Annotated in this window: 13 protein-coding genes; 2 read left to right on the top strand and 11 right to left on the bottom strand. The window is 60.0% G+C overall.

What is annotated here, in order from left to right; all coding sequences use genetic code 11:
* Positions 1-60 precede the first annotated feature (60 nt).
* Positions 61-1215: an acyl-CoA dehydrogenase family protein gene (locus ACLQ8T_RS04675; protein ID WP_413455835.1), complete on the bottom strand. Its 1155-nt coding sequence runs from the start codon at positions 1213-1215 to the stop codon at positions 61-63.
* Between the two features lie 183 nt (positions 1216-1398).
* Between ACLQ8T_RS04675 and ACLQ8T_RS04670 the strand changes: the two genes are divergently transcribed.
* Positions 1399-2073 carry a TetR/AcrR family transcriptional regulator gene (locus ACLQ8T_RS04670; RefSeq protein WP_223308907.1) on the top strand — a complete coding sequence of 225 codons (675 nt, stop codon included), beginning with the start codon at positions 1399-1401 and terminating at the stop codon, positions 2071-2073.
* 69 nt (positions 2074-2142) lie between these two features.
* Positions 2143-2604: a GNAT family N-acetyltransferase gene (locus tag ACLQ8T_RS04665; protein ID WP_204721212.1), complete on the top strand. Its 462-nt coding sequence runs from the start codon at positions 2143-2145 to the stop codon at positions 2602-2604.
* A gap of 346 nt (positions 2605-2950) precedes the next feature.
* Here the strand turns inward: ACLQ8T_RS04665 and ACLQ8T_RS04660 are convergent, their stop codons facing one another.
* From ACLQ8T_RS04660 to ACLQ8T_RS04615, 10 genes are all read right to left on the bottom strand, one after another.
* Positions 2951-4651 carry an ABC transporter ATP-binding protein gene (locus ACLQ8T_RS04660; protein ID WP_204721210.1) on the bottom strand — a complete coding sequence of 567 codons (1701 nt, stop codon included), beginning with the start codon at positions 4649-4651 and terminating at the stop codon, positions 2951-2953.
* A complete protein-coding gene (locus ACLQ8T_RS04655; RefSeq protein ID WP_038989696.1) occupies positions 4648-5712 on the bottom strand; it encodes an ABC transporter permease in 1065 nt (354 codons plus the stop codon). Before ACLQ8T_RS04655 ends, ACLQ8T_RS04660 begins: the two co-directional genes overlap by 4 nt.
* A 51-nt stretch (positions 5713-5763) precedes the next feature.
* Positions 5764-7281 carry an ABC transporter permease gene (locus ACLQ8T_RS04650; RefSeq protein WP_413455834.1) on the bottom strand — a complete coding sequence of 506 codons (1518 nt, stop codon included), beginning with the start codon at positions 7279-7281 and terminating at the stop codon, positions 5764-5766.
* 140 nt (positions 7282-7421) lie between these two features.
* Positions 7422-9230 carry an ABC transporter family substrate-binding protein gene (locus tag ACLQ8T_RS04645; RefSeq protein ID WP_413455833.1) on the bottom strand — a complete coding sequence of 603 codons (1809 nt, stop codon included), beginning with the start codon at positions 9228-9230 and terminating at the stop codon, positions 7422-7424.
* Between the two features lie 437 nt (positions 9231-9667).
* Positions 9668-11311: an ABC transporter ATP-binding protein gene (locus ACLQ8T_RS04640; RefSeq protein ID WP_413455832.1), complete on the bottom strand. Its 1644-nt coding sequence runs from the start codon at positions 11309-11311 to the stop codon at positions 9668-9670.
* A gap of 3 nt (positions 11312-11314) precedes the next feature.
* Positions 11315-12337, bottom strand: a complete 1023-nt coding sequence (locus tag ACLQ8T_RS04635) for an ABC transporter permease (RefSeq protein WP_223308906.1) — start codon at positions 12335-12337, stop codon at positions 11315-11317.
* On the bottom strand, positions 12330-13256 hold the full coding sequence (locus ACLQ8T_RS04630) for an ABC transporter permease (protein ID WP_204721201.1): 927 nt from the start codon (positions 13254-13256) through the stop codon (positions 12330-12332). Before ACLQ8T_RS04630 ends, ACLQ8T_RS04635 begins: the two co-directional genes overlap by 8 nt.
* A 190-nt stretch (positions 13257-13446) precedes the next feature.
* A complete protein-coding gene (locus ACLQ8T_RS04625; protein WP_413455831.1) occupies positions 13447-15078 on the bottom strand; it encodes a peptide ABC transporter substrate-binding protein in 1632 nt (543 codons plus the stop codon).
* Positions 15079-15274: 196 nt separating this feature from the next.
* Positions 15275-16639, bottom strand: a complete 1365-nt coding sequence (locus ACLQ8T_RS04620; RefSeq protein WP_413455830.1) for a dihydrolipoamide acetyltransferase family protein — start codon at positions 16637-16639, stop codon at positions 15275-15277.
* Entirely contained in the window at positions 16639-17628 is a 990-nt protein-coding gene (locus ACLQ8T_RS04615) for an alpha-ketoacid dehydrogenase subunit beta (RefSeq protein ID WP_413456369.1), read from the bottom strand. The genes ACLQ8T_RS04620 and ACLQ8T_RS04615 overlap by 1 nt, the downstream gene beginning before the upstream one ends.
* Between the last annotated feature and the right edge of the window lie 14 nt (positions 17629-17642).

Here is a 17642-nt window from a genome sequence, read left to right as displayed (position 1 = left end):
TGAGCGCCCAAAGAGCGCCACACCCTGGAATCAGAATGCGGCGCTCCCTGCGGGTGGTGTTCAGAGACCAAGGCTGCGGGAAATGAGCATCTGCTGGACCTGCGTGGTCCCTTCTCCGATTTCCAGGATCTTCGAATCGCGGTAGTGGCGTGCCACCAATGACTCATTCATGAATCCGTACCCGCCAAAGATCTGGGTAGCATCTCGGGCATTGTCCATCGCCGCTTCGCTGGCAATCAGCTTGGCGTGCGCGGCTTCAATCTTGAAGTCCTTGCCGGCAAGCATCTTTGCCGCGGCCGCGTAATAGGCCAAGCGGGCAGTGTGGGCGCGCGAGGCCATGCGGGCAATCATGAAGGAAATGCCCTGGTACTGGCCGATTGCCTGGCCGAATGAGGTACGGGTCTTGGCATATTTAACCGCCTCGTCAAGGCAGCCCTGGGCAGCGCCGGTGGCCAGGGCGGCGATGGCGATGCGTCCTTCGTCGAGGATTTCCAGGAAGTAGGCGTATCCGCGTCCGCGCTCGCCCAGCAGGTTTTCCTCCGGAACCCGCACTCCGCTGAAGCTCAGCGGATGGGTATCACTGGCACGCCAGCCCACCTTGTCGTAGGCCTTTTCCGCGGTGAATCCCTCGGTACCGGTCGGCACGATGATGGCAGAGATTTCCTTTTTACCGGTTGCTTCATCGACGCCGGTCACTGCGGTAGCCGTGACGAGGGAGGTGATATCGGTGCCGGAGTTGGTGATGAATTCCTTGGCGCCGTCGATGACCCACTGGCCACTTTCAAGTTTCGCCTTGGTCAAGGATGCTGATGCGTCGGATCCTGCGCCGGGCTCGGTCAGGCCGAAACCGGCCAAACGTTCACCAGCGGCCAGGTCAGGCAGCCACTTCTGCTTTTGCTCCGCGCTGCCGAAGCGGTAGATCGGCATCGCGCCCAGGGAGACACCGGCTTCCAGGGTGATGGCTACCGACTGGTCGACCTTGCCCAGCTCTTCAAGCGCCAGCGCGAGGTGGAAGTAGTCGCCGCCGGAACCGCCGAATTCTTCGGAGACCGGAAGTCCAAAGAGACCCATCTCCCCCATTTGCTTGACGATGTCGTAAGGGAAGGCATGGTTCGCATCGTTCTGCGCGCTCTGCGGAGCAACGACTTCTCGGGCGAATTCGCGGACCATGTCAACCAGGTCTTGATGCTGGTCGTCGAGTTCGAGGTCAATCATCAGGCTCTCTCTTCGTTGAGGGACGAACCGGCACCGGCTGCGGAGTGTGCATTATCCGATGGCGGTCAGGTTATGCGCTTGGTGCGCGAGTTTCTTGGAAGCGCACGCTGCGACGAGTATGGTTAATATTTATTAACTGGTCACTGCCTACGGGTGGGTAAAACAGCTACATTTTTGACAGTAGTGGCAGCCGTCACAGTTGTCCAGACTGGGCTTGGCAAACGTAAGGAGTTGATGGTGTTGGCGAGCAAATATCAATCGCTCAATGAACCAACAGATCGCGAGCGCGCCAAAGCTGAACGACGCGAAGCGCTGTTACGCGAAGCCACGAGGCTATTTGCCTTGAATGGCTACGCGGGCGTTTCCCTGGAAGACCTCGGCGCGGCCTGCGGAATTTCCGGTCCGGCAGTGTACCGGCATTTCGCTGGCAAGCAGGCCGTGCTTATCGCCCTGCTGGTAGACATGTCCAAAGACATCTACGCCGGAGGTTGCACAGCGGCGGAAGCCGGCGGCACTCCCCTGGAGGTTCTGTCGCGCTTGGTGGATTTCCACACCGATTTCTCGCTGTCCCGCCCGGATATCCTGCAGGTCCAAGACCGCGACCTGAAATCGTTGCCGAAGGCCGAGCTGGAACTGGTTCGCAAACTCCAGAACTCCTATATCGGGCTATGGACTACCGAATTGGCAAAATTGCATCCCACCGGAAGCAAGCAGTCGCACCGGTTCCGCGCGCATGCTGTCTTCGGCTTGCTTAACTCGACAGCCCATTCCGCTCACTCACCGAGGACTAAAAAGTCGGGTTTGAAGCCGTTATTGTCCAATATGGCACTCGCGGCGCTCACTTCCCCGGTAGTGTAGGTTTCAAGCCACTATTCCCTGGCGTGCCGAAACCGGCACGCTGACCCATACGATTGAAAGGCCTTTATCGTGCAGCTACGTGAAGTCCGCCCTTCCGACTTGGACGCATTCTTCGCTCACCAGCAAGAACCCGAGGCGAACCTCATGGCCGCTTATCAGGCGCGTAACCCAGCCGACCGCGCGGTATTCGACCACCACTGGAACTCGATTCTGAACGATCCTAATGTTCTGGTTCGCACCATCGAGCATGAGGGCGAAGTCGTTGGATCCATTCTGGTCTTCGACGGCGAAGTACCAGAAATCAATTTCTGGACTTCGACCAAGTACTGGGGCAAGGGACTGACCACCAGCGCAGTAGAAGCATTCCTTGCCGAATACACCAAGCGCCCCTTGACCGCACACGTGGTCCAGGACAACCTGGGTTCGATCAAGGTCCTGGAACGCCGCGGTTTCAAGACCATCGGCACCGAGCAGATCTTCTCCAACGCCCGTGCACAGGTTGTCACCGAAAACGTCATGCAGCTGGATTAGTTTCCCAACGCATTAAGCAAGAGCCGGCTCTCAATTGAGAGCCGGCTCTTGCTTCTTAACACGGTCCTGCAGCCAAAGTTTGCCCCTCGGCGGGCCGCAGCGTTGCCTTCGTTCTGCGAAAGGCAACGTTGTTTCCGCGGGAGTCTGGCTGGGCGTCTGTTCATCGGAATTGAGCCTTCACCCAACCTGCCGGGCACAACGCTGTGATACTCAACTCCCGTCTTCCACGAGCCTGCAAGCGCCGCTTTCAACGTGCGGACAACCGCAAAATGCCATGACGGGCGAAAGGGGCGCGTTTCCAATGGCAATATTGGAAACGCGCCCCATTCGCTGTTCAGCGCAATGCCTACTTCGCGTTGTTCAGCAGGCGCCAAGCCTCACGGCGCACTGCCTGCTCATGCGGATCCGGAACAGGTGCCGCAGCCAACAGCCGCTTTGTGTATTCATGGGTTGGGGCGTGCAGCACGGTGTCCACCATGCCCTGCTCAACCGCCTTGCCGGACTGCATCACCACGACCGCGTCCGCCAGCATGTCCACGACCGCCAGGTCATGGCTGACGAAGAGGCAGGCGAAGTTGAAGTCCCGCTGCAGCTCCTGGAGCATTTCCAGGACAACTGCCTGCACCGACACGTCCAAGGCGCTGGTCGGCTCATCGGCGATCAGCAGCTCCGGGTTCAAGGTCAACGCACGGGCAATGCAAATACGCTGGCGCTGGCCGCCGGAAAGCTCGTGCGGGTACCGGTTGATCACGTTGCGCGGCATCTTCACGGCATCGAGCAATTCTTCGGCACGCTTGGTGCGCTCGGCCTTGCTGCCGATCTTGTGCACCACCATGGGTTCTGTGATGCATTCTCCAATCGGGAATCGCGGGTTCAAGGATGCGGCCGGGTCCTGGAAGATCACGCCGATGTCCTTGCGGACCTTGCGTGCTTCCTTCGGGGAAAGCTTGGGCAGGTTGTGGCCCCTGACCGACAAGGTGCCGCTAGCTACCGGCAACAGGCCCAGCACCGCCTTGGCAATGGTGGACTTGCCCGAGCCGGACTCGCCCACAATGCCCAGGACTTCGCCCTTGGCAACATCGAAGCTCACGTTTTCCACGGCGCGGAAGATCTTCCCGCGCATGTCGTACTCCAGCACGAGGTCCTTGGCTTCCAGAACCAGCTCGCGCTCTGGAGGGGCGGTTTCCGAGCTGTGTGCAGCGGCCTGCGTGGTGACAACGGCCGGAGCCGACAGGCGGGGCACCGCAGCCAGCAGGCGCTGGGTGTATGGATGCTCTGGGCGCAGCAATACCTGATCCACGGTGCCCGTCTCCACGAGGTTGCCCTGGAACATCACCGCCACTTCATCGGCCATATCCGCAACAACACCCATATTGTGGGTGATGAGCAGGATGCCGGTATTCAGCCGGTCCTTCAGCTCGCGCAGCAGATCGAGGATCTCGGCCTGCACCGTCACATCAAGTGCGGTGGTCGGCTCGTCGGCGATGATGACCTTCGGGTCGCAGGAGATCGCCATGGCGATGACGATGCGCTGCCGCTGGCCGCCGGAGAACTGGTGCGGGTACTGCTTGATGCGCTTGGCGGGATCCGGGATGCCCACCATCTCCAGCAGCTCGATAGCCCGGTCGTTCGCTTCCTTGCCGTAGGCGATGTCGTGCAGTTCCAGCGCTTCGGTCAGCTGGCGCTCGATGGTGAGCACCGGGTTCAGTGCCGTCATCGGCTCCTGGAAGACCATGGCGATATCGGTGGCGCGCATCTTGCGCAGCTTGCCTTCGTCCAGGCCAACTACGTTGACGTTGCCGACCTTGGCGGCACCGGAGACATTCGCGTTTTCCGGCAGCAGGCCCATGGCCGCCGTCGAGGTGACCGACTTGCCGGAACCGGACTCGCCGACCAGCGCGACGACCTGCCCCGGGCGGACGGCCAAGGACAAGCCCTTGACCGCGTGGACGTCGGCACCGCCGGTGGCAAAGACGACGTTGAGGTCGTTGAAGCTCAGTGCGAAGTCTTCTGAGCCTTGTTCATTCATTGGTGCTGCGTGGCTCATGGCTTCTCCTTGCGGGTTGGAAGGGCGAACATGCCAGCGCGGCGGCGGCGCTTCTTTCCGACCTGGCGCGGGTCGAAAGCATCGCGCAGGCCGTCACCCAGGAAGTTCACCGACAGGGCGATGGCAACGATGATCATGCCTGGCCACCAGAACAGCCATGGACGGGTGGTGAAGGCGTTCTGGTACTGGCTGATCAGCAGGCCCAGCGAGGATTCCGGGGCCTTCACGCCGAAGCCGAGGTAGGACAGCGAGGACTCCAGCAGGATCGCGCCGGCGATCGCGAAGGTGGCGTTCACGATGATCACGCCCATGGTGTTCGGGATCAGGTGCTTGAAGATCACGCGGCTGGTCTTCGAGCCCATGGCCTGGGCTGCGGCCACGTATTCGCGTTCGCGCAGCGACAGGATTTCGCCGCGGACCAGTCGGGCCAGTCCGGTCCAGGTCACCAATCCGAGCACGAGGGCCAGGGTGATGATGGAGCCGGTGGAGGCACCGGCCATCTTGCCGAGCACTGCCGCCAGGACCAGCAGCGGGATCACGATGAACAGGTCGGTGATGCGCATCAGGATTTCATCGACCCAGCCGCGGAAGTAGCCGGAAACAGCTCCGATGACGGTTCCCAGGACGGTGGCGACCAGGCCGACGACGACGCCGATGATGATGGACTTCTGCGTTCCGTTCATGACCAGCGCGAAGTAGTCCTTGCCCACAGAGTCCTGCCCGAAGGGGTGCTCGCCGATGCGGAAGCCTTCGCCGCCGAGCCAGGTGGGAACCAGGCTCAGCGTGGGCTTGCCGCCGTCCACGACCGCTCCGGCATGGTAGTAGTTCTGCCCCCACCAGCCGGGGAACGGGCCCCAGCCGATGGAGCTGAATGCGAAGACTGTGATGACGATCAGCACGATCGTGGAAATCATCGCCGGCTTGTGGCTGACGAAGCGATCGAAGACGATGCGTCCCTGGCTCTTCGGCTTTTCGTGGATCTGGGCCAGCTTGGCGTCTTCCACCTCGGCCACGGAAGACAGGTTTTGCGGCTCGTTCAAGTTGTTATTCGTGGTGCTCATCGCTGGTCCTTAGGGTTGCAGGCATGAAGGATATTCATTGATTCATGCCTCCTAGACTCGGATTCGTGGGTCAAGCAGGGCGTAAACGATATCCGCCAGCAAGTTGAAGAGGATAGCGGCGGTACCGGTAACCAGGAAGAACGCCATCACGGGTGCCGGGTCGACATGGTCCAGGCCGGTGGCGAACATTTCGCCCATGCCCTTCCAGCCGAACACGCGCTCGGTGATCACTGCGCCGCCGATCAGGCCGGCGAAGTCGAAGGCGGCGATGGTGGCAATGGGGATCATCGCATTGCGGAACGCATGGCGGAAGATCACGGTGCGTTCGCTCAAGCCCTTGGAGCGCGCGGTGCGGATGTAATCCTGGCGCTGCACTTCGAGCATGGAGGAACGCGTGTAGCGCGAGTAGCTGGCCAGGGAGATCACCGCGAGCAGGATCGTTGGCATCAGCAGCTGGGTGCCGTTATCCAGGAAGTGGTCCCAGAAGCCGCCCTCGAGGTTGGCCGTGGAGGAGCCGATGGTCGCGATGGGGCGTCCCTTGACGTCCAAGAATCCAGGCCAGGCGCGGAACATGTGGTCGATAACGGTCAACGCTGCGCCGGTGACACCGGTGACGATGGAAACGGACATGGCTGCCTTGCGCAGGCGGCCTCCCATGAAACGCCCGATGGCTGCCGGGATCACTACCGCGAGGACCAGACCGAAGAAGAGGATCCAGCCATTTGGCTCCAGCAGCATGTAGAAGGTCGCGTAGTACATGGCCAGGACCAGCACGACGGTAATCAATGCCGGGTACAGGACGCGCTTTTCCTTCAGGCCAACGCTCATGGCGGTGGCGCTCAGGGCCAGCAGAGCCGTCAGCACGATGATGATGGCCGGGCCCATTTGCGGGTAGCGGTAGAAATTCAGCCACAGGCTGTACTGCAGCACCAGCGGGACGAAAACCGCGGCGGCGAAGAAGGTGATACCACGGCGCTTGAGCGAGCCACCGAGGAACATCTGCAAGACGAGGCCGACAACGATGCCTATGGCTATGGACGTCCCCACGGATATCTGCGGATCGGCCAGCCAGTCGTTGTAGCTGATCGCCAGGTACTCCTTGAGCAGCACAGCTGCCCAGAAGACGGGAAGCGAGAAGAAGAGGAAGGTCAGGAAGGTAACGATGTAATCCAATCCGGAGTACTGGCGGATTGCAGTCAGCACGCCAATGGCGATACCCAGAACCGCGGCAATCACCGTAGCGAGCACGACCAGGCGCAAGGTAGATGATGCGGCGTTGGCCAGCAGGCCGGAGACCTCTACGCCGTTGATATTCCGACCCAGGTCGCATTGGCCAATCAGGCACTTGCTGGCACCTGTCAGCCAGTCCCAGTAGCGGCCGTACCACGGTGCATCCAGGTTCATGTATTCCACACGCTGGGCCATCAGGTACTCGCGGTTATCCGCATTGCTTTCGCGGAGGTCCTTGAGCGGGTCGCCTGAATTGATAACCAGTACGTAGAGCAAGAGCGATGCGGCAAACAGCACTGCCAGCGCTGAGCCCAGTCTCTTGGCGATAAATTTCCACACGGTTCTAATGTCCTACTTTCATCTCACGGAAGTGAGCCGGCCCTTGCGGTTGGGGACCTTTGAACACACTGCGGGGCCCGACTTGTGATCGGGCCCCGCACGTGTTCGCTCACGTTGTGCAAGTACGTTGCCTAGGGCAATTACTCAGCACGTACCCACTGCTCGGCGTTCCAGACGATCTGGTCCTGCGTTGCGGTGTGGCGGACATTCTGGATATCCGAACCCGAGGCGCTCAAGCCTGGGTGGGCGAATACCGGGATGCCGAACAGGTCATCCCACAGCAACTTCTCGATCTTCTTGGTCTGTTCCGCGTGGACTGCTGGGTCCAGCGAACCTGCCAGGGTCTCCCATGCGGCGTCGACTTCAGGGTTCGAGTACTGGCCGAAGTTCTGCGGCTTGCCGGTGGCGTAGATGTTCTGGCCGGAGGTGATCTGGCCGGAACCTGCCCAAGCGAACAGCGCTACCTCGTAGTCGCCACGATCCTGTGCACCATTTGGCGAGAAGAAGTCAGCCGAACCGGAGTCCACGATCTTGAAGCCGGCTTCGTCACAGGAGGACTTGATGGCCGAAACCTCGTTGGCACGACGCTCGTTAGGTGCCGAGTAGCCGATGCGCACTTCGGTGCCAACAGCATCCTGCTCTTCGAGGATCTTCTTTGCGCCCTCGATGTCCACCTCGTCGTAGCGGCCGTCATAGGATGCGTCCACTACTTCCTGGTAGTTGTCCTGGAATGGGAAGACTTCGCGGGCGTTCATCACGATGGCGTCTGGGTTCAGCGGCTTGATCAGGTTGTCAACAATCTGCTGGCGTGGAACGCACATGGCGAAGGCCTTGCGCAGTTCCAGGTTGGTCATTGCGTTGCCCTCGGCAAAGTTGAAGTCAAGGTGCTCCCAGGTCAGGGTGTCACCCTTCTGGATAGCCACCGCGTCGCCCAGGTTCTCCAGCTGCGCGAGCGTATCCACGGTCGGCTGCGGGTTGATGACGTCGACGTCCTTGTTCTGCAGCGCCTGGACCATGCTGGCGTCTTCAAGGAATCGGAAGGTCAATTCCTTAGTAGCCGGTGCAGGGCCGTAGTAGTTCTCGTTGGCAACCAGGGTTACGGATTCGCCAGCCTTCCAGCTGCCCAGCTTGTACGGGCCGGATACAGGCGAGATCTTCTCATCGGGCAGCTTGCCCGGGTCGGTCATCCAGCCTTCGTTCCAGAAGTCGGCTGCCTTCTTCAGCTTGTCGGACTCCCCGGCGCGGATGGCGCTGACGAGTTCTTCGGTGCTCATGCCCGATTCCTCGGCCACAACATGTGCTGGGTGCAGCATCCAGGTCTGCAGAGCCCAGTCCGGATCAGGCTGGGCGAACTCAACAGTGAATTCCTTGCCGTCCCAGTCGCCCTGCGGTCCTTCTGGCACGGTGTCACCGAGATCAACGGAAACCGAGTTGAACAGCGGCTTTTCCTTGGAACCCTCATTGAGGTTCAGGTTCTGCACTGCCCATGCGAACACGGAGTCGGCGACGGTGATCGGGGTGCCGTCAGACCACTTGGCATCTTCAGCGATCGTGTACTTGATGGTGAGCGGGTCGTCGCTGACCTTCTCGTAGCTGCCCAAAGCCTCATTCGGGTACAGGGTGCCGTCAGTGCCGAAGTAGCTGAAGCCGGCAAACATGCGATCCACGATCGCCGAGTTGTAGGTGGAGTACGTGTTCGGAGTAAAGCCGTTGTAGCTGATGAATTCCGGTGCACCCACGGTGACGTTGATGGTGTCGTCGGCAGTGGTGACATCACCGAGATCAGCCTTGCCGCTGTTCGCTGCTTCTGCCGAGCCGTTGCCTCCACCTGCGTTGGCATCCTTCGATGCGTCTGCGCCGGTGTCCCCGCCGCCTGGAGCACAAGCCGACAGGGCCAGGGCCAGGACAGCTCCTACAGCTACTGCTTTCGAAACGCGCTGAAACCGCATTTCGCCTCCTAGAGTTCTTGAATGATACGAGTTCCGGATCGGTGGATCCTCTGTGGATCAAATCACATGATCAATCCATTGAGGAATAGACTAACCCGAATTTTCTGGCTTGGATATAGAAAGAAGCGCTTCAGATTTCGCCCTTCGCCTACCCTTGAGAGTCGTTCGCAACGCGCTTGTTACTCGCGGGTTTACGAGATGCACCTCACATCCCCGAGATTTCAAGGATTTCTTTCAGATTGGGAAAATTCAATCGGGCAACTGTTTCAGGCATGTTGACTCGCGGAGTGATTTATAACATTTTTGCAACGTTTGTTTCAGATCGATTAAATCTGAAATATTCGTTGAATATTACGCAGTTTGAGCTTAGGTTAAGCGCTGAATGGGCCGGTGAAACCTTTCGGTTTCACCGGCCCATTCAGTTGATTCCGGAGCTGCTAGATCAGCGAAGCACCGGGGATAGCGGTCAGCAGATTGCGGGTGTAGGCACTCTTTGGCGTATCGAAAATCTCGTCCGTCGTGCCCTGCTCGACGATCTTGCCGCGTTCCATCACGCAGACGTTGTCTGCGATCTGGCGGACCACAGCCAGGTCGTGGGTAATGAACAGGTAGGTGAGGCCCATTTCGCGCTGCAGCTCGTCAAGCAGCTCCAGCACCTGGGCCTGGACCAGCACGTCCAACGCGGAAACAGCCTCATCGCAGACGATCATTTCCGGCTGCAGAGCCAGGGCACGCGCGATGGCGATGCGCTGGCGCTGCCCGCCGGACAGCTCATTCGGGAAGCGGTGCATCGTGGAAGCGGGCATGGAGACCTGCTCCAGCAGCTCCTTGACCTTCTTCTCCCGCGATGCCGCATTGCCAATGCCGTGAATGCGCAGCGGCTCTTCGATCGTCCGGAAAATCGAGTACATCGGGTCCAGGGAACCGTACGGGTCCTGGAAGATCGGCTGCACACGCCGGCGGTACTTGAACAAGTGCTTCTCGCTCAGGTTGCCGATCTGCTCGCCATCAAAGATGATCTCGCCCTCGGTCTTGTCCAGCAGGTTCAGCACCATCTGGGCGATGGTCGACTTGCCTGAACCTGACTCGCCCACCACGGCAGTCGTGGTGCCCCGGGGGATCTCGAAGGAAACGTTGTCCACCGCGGTGAACTTCTCCTTCTTGCCGAAGCCCTTGCGGATATCGAAGACCTTCGTCAGGTTGCTGACCTTCAGTAGCGGTTCAGCCTTGCCCGGCTCAATCTCGTCCACAATGGCCTCGTGCTTGTCCCCGCGCTGCGCAGACAGCGACGGAGCCGAATTGATCAGGCGCTGGGTGTACGGGTGCTGCGGATTGCGCAGGATCTCCAGCGCCGGGCCGTATTCGACGACGCGTCCCTTGTACATCACGACGACCTTTTCGGCACGCTCGGCTGCCAGGCCCAGGTCGTGGGTAATGAGCAGCACCGCGGTGCCCAGTTCACTGGTCATGGTGTCCAGATGGTCCAAGATTTGCTGCTGCACGGTGACATCCAGCGCGCTGGTTGGCTCATCTGCAATCAGCAGGCGCGGACGGCAGGCCAGGCCAATGGCGATCAGCGCACGCTGGCGCATCCCGCCGGAGAATTCGTGCGGGTACTGGCCGGCACGGGTCTCCGGATCGGGCAGACCTGCATCAGCCAAGACCTGGGCCACGCGCTTGTTGGGGTTGTCCCCCGCCAAGCCGTTGGCCTTCAAAGTTTCCTTGACCTGGAATCCGATCTTCCACACCGGGTTCAGGTTGGACATCGGATCCTGCGGAACCATGCCAATATGGTTGCCGCGCAGCTCGACGAAACGCTTTTCGCTGGCCTGGGCAATGTCTTCGCCATCAAAGAGAATCTGGCCGGAGGAAACCTTGCCGTTGCCGGCCAGCAGGCCGATAGCGGCCAGGGCCGAGGTCGACTTGCCCGAACCGGACTCGCCCACGATGGCCACGGTTTCCCCGGGCATCACGGTGAAGTTCGCGTCGCGGACCGCGTGGACCGGACCGTCAGGGGTGGAGAAGGTAATCGCCAGGTCCTTGACTTCCAGCAGCGGCTTTGGAGTTGCACTCTGAGTCATTGCTTAGGCTCCCTTCCGGGCCTTCGGATCCAGTGCATCACGCACTGCATCGCCGAGCATGATGAAGCTCAAAACCGTCACCGAAAGGAACAGCGCTGGCCACATCAGCATGGTCGGGTTGTTGCGCAGCTGGGTACGCGCCGAGGAAATATCGTTGCCCCAGCTCATGACGTCAGGTGGGAGCCCGACGCCCAGGAAGGACAGCGTGGCTTCGGCCACGATGTACACGCCCAAGTTCACTGTGGCAACAACGATGATCGGTGCCAGGGAATTCGGAATCACGTGCTTGAGCAACGCACTGAACTTGGACAGGCCCAGAGCGCGCGAGGCCTTCACGAAGTCCGCATTGCGGGCCTCGATCACAGCACCGCGGGTAATGCGCGCCAGCTGCGGCCAGCCGAAGATCGCAAGCGTGACGATAACCGTCCAGACGCTTCGGTTCTCGCGGAATGCCGGCAGCTGCATCACGATGATGGCGCCCAGGATCAGCGGCAGAGCGAAGAAGATGTCACCCAGGCGGGCCAGGATCGTGTCGACCCAGCCACCGTAGTAGCCTGCCAGCGCGCCGATGGCGCCACCAAGCAACACCACGATAAGGGTAGTGAAAACGCCTACCAGCAGCGAGGCACGCGTGCCGTAAATAGTGCGCGCATAGATATCGCAGCCCTGCAGGTTGAAGCCCATGATATGTCCAGGGCGTGCTGGTTCGTTGGAATTCTCCAAGAGGCAAGCCTGGTTGCCAGCCGGATCAATCGATGTGAAGAGCTGCGGGAAGGCAGCTACGACGATGACCGCGATGATCATGATCGTGGAGATGATGAATAGCGGCTGCTTGCGCAACGAACGCCAAGCTTCGGCCCACATGGACAGGGGCTTGCCGGTTTCCTTGACCGAGTCCACCGCTTGCAGGGGGGTTTCGTCCAGCGGAGCAACGTAGTGCTCGATCTTGTACTTGGAAACCTTGCCGGCGCGGTTGCTGCGGATGGGCAAGCCGTCTTCGGGATTAAAGTTCTGGTTCTCAGGCATAACGGATCCTTGGGTCAAGCAGTGCGTACAGCATATCCACGATCAGGTTGGCAAGTACGAAGACGATCACCAGAACGCCTACGACTGCAACCACTGTCGGGGTTTCGCCCTTCTGGATTGCTTGGTAGAGCAGGTGGCCGACACCGGGCACATTGAAGATGCCTTCGGTGACAATCGCGCCACCCATCAGTGCACCCAAGTCGGCACCCAGGTAGGTCACCACGGGGATCAGGGAGTTGCGCAGGATATGCACGGTAACCACGCGATTGCGACTCAGGCCCTTGGCGGTCGCCGTGCGTACATAGTCGGCGGTCTTGTTCTCGATGACGGAGGTACGCGTCAGACGGAGGACGTAGGCCAGAGATACCAGACCGAGAACCAACGCAGGCAGGATCAGTTCGCCCCACGTTGCCGCGCCGGAAACTGTAGGCTTGGCCCATTCGAGCTTCACGCCGACAACGTACTGCAGCAGGAAGCCGAGCACGAAAGTTGGAACTGCAATGACCAGCAGCGACGCAACCAACACGGTCGAATCGAAGAGCTTGCCCTTGCGCATACCAGCAATAACGCCGAGGATGATGCCGAATACGGCTTCAATAACCAATGCGAGGATTGCCAGGCGTGCCGTGACGGGGAACGCCCGCGCGAGCATCTCCTTGACTTCCTGTCCGGAGAACGAGGTTCCCAGGTCCAAGGTCACCAGGTTCTTCAGATACAGGCCATATTGAACCCAGAACGGCTTGTCCAGGTTGTATTGCGCGGTCAGGGCGGCTTTGGTGGCATCGCTCATGGGCTTGCCACCAGAAAGCGCGGCGATCGGGTCACCCGGGGTGGCGAAAACCAGGAAGTACACTAGCAGCGTTGCTCCGATGAAGACCGGGAACAGCTGCGAGATTCGCTTCAGGGTAAAAATTAACATGCTTGCATCTCACCTCGAGACACGTGAGGGCACAGGGCCATTTTCATCCTCTTTCCGTCGATAAGTAATTCGACGTTTGTTTTTGCGAGGCAGGACAAACACGCCAAAGGGAGACCCTGTTGTTCTCGGGTCTCCCTTAGCGCGGTTTCAGCTTCTATCCGGTCTGACTTGGTCGGAAGCTGAAGGGAACTTATTTGCCAGTGATTTGCTGGTACAGCGGAACACCGTTCCACCCGAACTCGACGTTATCCACGTTCTCGCTCCAACCACCCTGGACTGCCTGGTACCACAGCGGGATGGCTGGCAGATCCTTGAACAAGATCTCCTGTGCCTCGTTGAAGATCTTTGAGCCCTCGGCAGAATCCGTGGCCGACAGGCCCTCGGCCAGCTTGTCGTCGAATTCCTTGCTGGAGTACTTGCCATCGTTCGAACCAGCCCCGGTGCCGAATAGCGGACCAAGGAAGTTGTACAGCGATGGGTAGTCGGCCTGCCAACCGGTACGGAATGCACCGGTCATCTTGTAGCTGGTGACCTTCTCGCGCAATTCCTTGAATGACGAGAATGGCTGGGCAACTGCATTGATGCCCAGGTTGCTCTTCAGCTGGTTGACGACAGCTTCGACGTATTCCTTGTTGCCAGCGCCGTCGACGTTGTAGCCGATGGAGAATTCGACGCCGGAGTCCCACTTGCTGATTTCATCAGCCTGTTCCCACAGCTTCTTGGCTTCAGCTGCATCGAAGTCCAGGACTTCGCTGCCTGGAATGTCTGCGCTGTAGCCTTCGAGCACTGGTGCGGTGAAGTCATCGGCCTTGACCTTGCCGCCCTGGTACACCTTGTCGATGATCAGCTGGCGGTCAATGGCCCGGGAGATCGCAGCACGGCGCAGGTTGCCCTCTTCGCCCTGCTTGAAGTGATCCAGGTAGCCCGGGATGGTGATGGTTGCGTTGCCGGCGTATGGCGAGTTGACCGAGCGGTCGCCCAGGTCAGTCTCGTAGGAAGCCAGCTGGCTTGGCGGGATCTGGTCCAACACGTCCAGGTTGTTGGACTGCAGGTCGCTGTAGGCCGAGTCGGTGGACTGGTAGACCTTGAAGTCGATGCCGCCGTTCTGGGCTTCGCGTGGGCCCTCGTAGCTTTCGTTGACTTCCAGCTTCAGGTTGACGTCGTGGTTCCATTCGGTCAACTTGTAAGGGCCGTTGCCAATTGGCTTTTCGCCGAAGGCCTTTGGATCCTCGAATGCCGCTTCAGGCAATGGCATGAATGCGGTGTAGCCCAAGCGCAGCGGGAAGTCGGACTCAGGCTGCGAAAGTTCGACGGTGAAGGTGGTGTCATCCACGACCTTCAGGCCTTCCATCTCTTCCTTCTTGGAGCCTTCCTTGTTGACCTCGTCGAAGCCCTTGATGGATTCGAAGAAGTACGAGTTCAACTGCGCGTTCTTGGCTGCGGCACCGAAGTTCCAGGCATCCACGAACGAAGCAGCAGTTACTGGGGATCCATCGGAGAAGGTCTGTCCGGCCTTCAGCTTGATGGTGTAGTTCTGGGAGTCTTCGGTTTCGATGGACTCGGCGAGTTCATTGACCGGCGCGCCCTTGGCGTCGTAGCTGACCAGACCGGTGAAGATCAGGTCCATGACGCGACCGCCGCCAACTTCGTTGGTGTTGGCCGGCAGAAGGCCATTCTGCGGTTCGGTGGTGTTTGCGGTTACGACATACGAGCCGTCACCTTCGCCACCGGCGGTTTCGGTCGAACCGCCGCCACAAGCGGACAAGGTCAGCGCCAAGGCTGCAGATAAAACGACAGCCTTAGATGCGTGCGAGTATCGCATCCTATTTCTCCTCAACAGATCGTTGCTGCTTCTGCATTTCGCAGAGCCGTGCAGGCAAGCGTGAGCTATAGCACGTAGTGAATGAGATTACATCAAACATTGCGAAACAACCAATGAATAGTCATGAAAGCAATGCTTGAAATCGGTTTATTCACCCGGCTGAATTTACTTCAGCCCGGTCATGATTTACTTTGAATCAAATAAAAATATTCATCATTCCGGGATCCTCCAGCACCGAGCCGACACCTGCGAGGAACTCGCTTGCTTCTTTGCCGTCGACCACTCTGTGATCGAAGGACAACGCCAGTGTCATGGTATGGCGAAGTGCCACTTGGTCTTGGTATTCCCAAGGCCTGCGCTTCACTTGGCCTAGTGCCAGAATTCCTGCCTGCCCCGGCGGCAGAATTGGGGTGCCAGCATCCACGCCGAAAACCCCCACGTTGGTGATGGAGAATGTGCCACCTGTCAATTGGGCTGGTGACAATGTTCCTTCGCGGCCTTGGAGAATAATCCCGCTGAGTTCGGCAGCCAATACTGGCAGCGTCTTAGCTTGGGCATTTTTCAGCACCGGAACCAGCAGACCACGATCACTTGCCACGGCCATGCCCAGATTCACTGACCCGAATTCAATGATTTCGTCAGCTTTTTCATCCCACGTCGAGTTCAGTGCGGGATAGGTCTTCAACAGTCTCGTCACCACGAGCGCTGCCAGCGTTGTGATGTTGAGCTTCAGATCCTTGAGCAGTCGATGCGACCGCATGCGTTCCAGCAGCTCCATGGATTCGGTGACATCAACCGTGAGGAACTCCGTGGCATGCGGGGCGGTAAACGCCGACTGCACCATGGCCTTGGCCGTGGCCCTGCGAATCCCGGTGATCTTCACATGGCGATCCGCTCCTGGTGAAGACATGGATTCGCTGTCCATGGCCGCTGGCTTGATGGCACCGGCGGAGTCGATGGCCTGCTGGACATCCCGGCGCAGCACCAAGCCGTCCTCGCCGCTGCCGGCGAGCGCCGAAATATCGACCCCGTGATCGCGTGCCAGCTTGCGTACCGGCGGGGTGCACCTGGTCACCGCATGCTGTTCACGTTCATGGGTGCCCGGCCCGTCAGCCGGCTGGGATGCAACTGGTGCCGAAGCTGCTGGTGCAGGTGCTGGCACAGCTTCCGGGTTGCGCGAGCCGCGGGCTTTGCGCTTCGGACGGTTTCCGGTATCTGCCGGCGCACCGTAGCCAACCAGGGTGGGAGTGCGTTCGCCGGCCTTGCTTTGCTCCTGTTGCGCCGGATCAGCCGCTGCCGGCTGCTCGCCGGAACCGCCGGGCTCCTGGTCGAAAGTGACCAGCGGACCGCCGACCTGCACGGTTTCGCCTTCGGTGGCGTGCAGAGCCTGGACGAATCCCGCAAAGGGCGAGGGAAGTTCAACGACCGCCTTGGCGGTTTCGACCTCGGCAATGATCTGGTTGAGCGCAACATGCTCGCCAACCTTGATCTTCCAATTCAGCACCTCGGATTCGGTGAGCCCTTCGCCGAGGTCGGGGAGTTTGAAGGTGTGGGCGGTCATCACTTGGCAGCTCCTTCGGTTGCCTCGTGGTGGCGCATCACGGTATCGACCGCGTGCATCACTCGATCCAAGTCGGGCAGGTGGTGGCTTTCGAGCCGCGATGGCGGATACGGTATGTCGAATCCGGTGACGCGCAAGGGTGCGTGCTCCAGGTAGTCGAAGCAGCGCTCTGTGATTTCGGCGCAGATCTCCGCGCCGATGCCGCTGGTCCGGCTGGCCTCATGGACCACCACCAGCTTGCCGGTGCGCTTGACGGACTCGGCTACGGTGTCGATGTCCAGCGGATCCAGCGTGCGCAGGTCGATGACCTCCAGGCTGGTGCCTTCATCCTCCGCAGCTTTGGCCGCATCGACCAGAGTGTAGGTGGTCGGTCCGTAGCCGACCACGGTGACGTCCTCGCCGGGGCGAACGATCTTTGCCTTGGGCGATGCATCGGGTGCCGGGGCGAGAAGTTCCGCGGTGCTTTTCTCGTGGTAGCGGCGCTTCGGCTCGAAGAAGATCACCGGATCATCGCAAGCGATGGCCTGGCGCAGCATGGAGTAGGCGTCCTCGACGCTCGATGGCGCGAAGACCCGCAGGCCTGCGGTGTGGGCGAAGTAGGCTTCGGGCGATTCGGAGTGGTGCTCCGGCGAGCCGATTCCTCCGCCATAGGGAATGCGGACGGTGACCGGCATCTTCACCCGTCCCCGCGAACGGTAATGCAGCTTGGCCAGCTGGGACACCAGCTGGTCGAAGGCCGGGTAGGTGAAGCCGTCGAACTGGATCTCCACCACCGGGCGATAGCCTCGATAGGCCAGGCCGATGGCGCTGCCGACAATTCCGGACTCTGCCAGCGGGGTATCGACGACGCGGTGCTCGCCGAATTTGGATTTCAGCCCATCGGTGACCCGGAAGACTCCACCGAGGGTTCCGATGTCTTCGCCGAGCAGGATGACCTTCTCGTCCTGGTCCAGCGCATCGTGCAGCGACTTGTTCAGCGCCTTGAGCATGGTGGTTGCCACGG

The sequence above is a fragment of the Glutamicibacter sp. FR1 genome (assembly GCF_047300825.1).
Taxonomy (GTDB): domain Bacteria; phylum Actinomycetota; class Actinomycetes; order Actinomycetales; family Micrococcaceae; genus Glutamicibacter; species Glutamicibacter nicotianae.
Note: the sequence above shows the minus strand (reverse complement) of the source record. Positions and strands in the feature narration are given on the sequence as shown.

Excerpts from the sequence above, each read along its gene's own strand:
- ACLQ8T_RS04675 (WP_413455835.1), bottom strand. The coding sequence starts at position 1,215 with ATGATTGACCTCGAACTCGACGACCAGCATCAAGACCTGGTTGACATG.
- ACLQ8T_RS04660 (WP_204721210.1), bottom strand. The coding sequence starts at position 4,651 with ATGAGCCACGCAGCACCAATGAATGAACAAGGCTCAGAAGACTTCGCA.
- ACLQ8T_RS04655 (WP_038989696.1), bottom strand. The coding sequence starts at position 5,712 with ATGAGCACCACGAATAACAACTTGAACGAGCCGCAAAACCTGTCTTCC.
- ACLQ8T_RS04645 (WP_413455833.1), bottom strand. The coding sequence starts at position 9,230 with ATGCGGTTTCAGCGCGTTTCGAAAGCAGTAGCTGTAGGAGCTGTCCTG.
- ACLQ8T_RS04640 (WP_413455832.1), bottom strand. The coding sequence starts at position 11,311 with ATGACTCAGAGTGCAACTCCAAAGCCGCTGCTGGAAGTCAAGGACCTG.
- ACLQ8T_RS04635 (WP_223308906.1), bottom strand. The coding sequence starts at position 12,337 with ATGCCTGAGAACCAGAACTTTAATCCCGAAGACGGCTTGCCCATCCGC.
- ACLQ8T_RS04630 (WP_204721201.1), bottom strand. The coding sequence starts at position 13,256 with ATGTTAATTTTTACCCTGAAGCGAATCTCGCAGCTGTTCCCGGTCTTC.
- ACLQ8T_RS04625 (WP_413455831.1), bottom strand. The coding sequence starts at position 15,078 with ATGCGATACTCGCACGCATCTAAGGCTGTCGTTTTATCTGCAGCCTTG.
- ACLQ8T_RS04620 (WP_413455830.1), bottom strand. The coding sequence starts at position 16,639 with ATGACCGCCCACACCTTCAAACTCCCCGACCTCGGCGAAGGGCTCACC.
- ACLQ8T_RS04615 (WP_413456369.1), bottom strand. The coding sequence starts at position 17,628 with ATGCTCAAGGCGCTGAACAAGTCGCTGCACGATGCGCTGGACCAGGAC.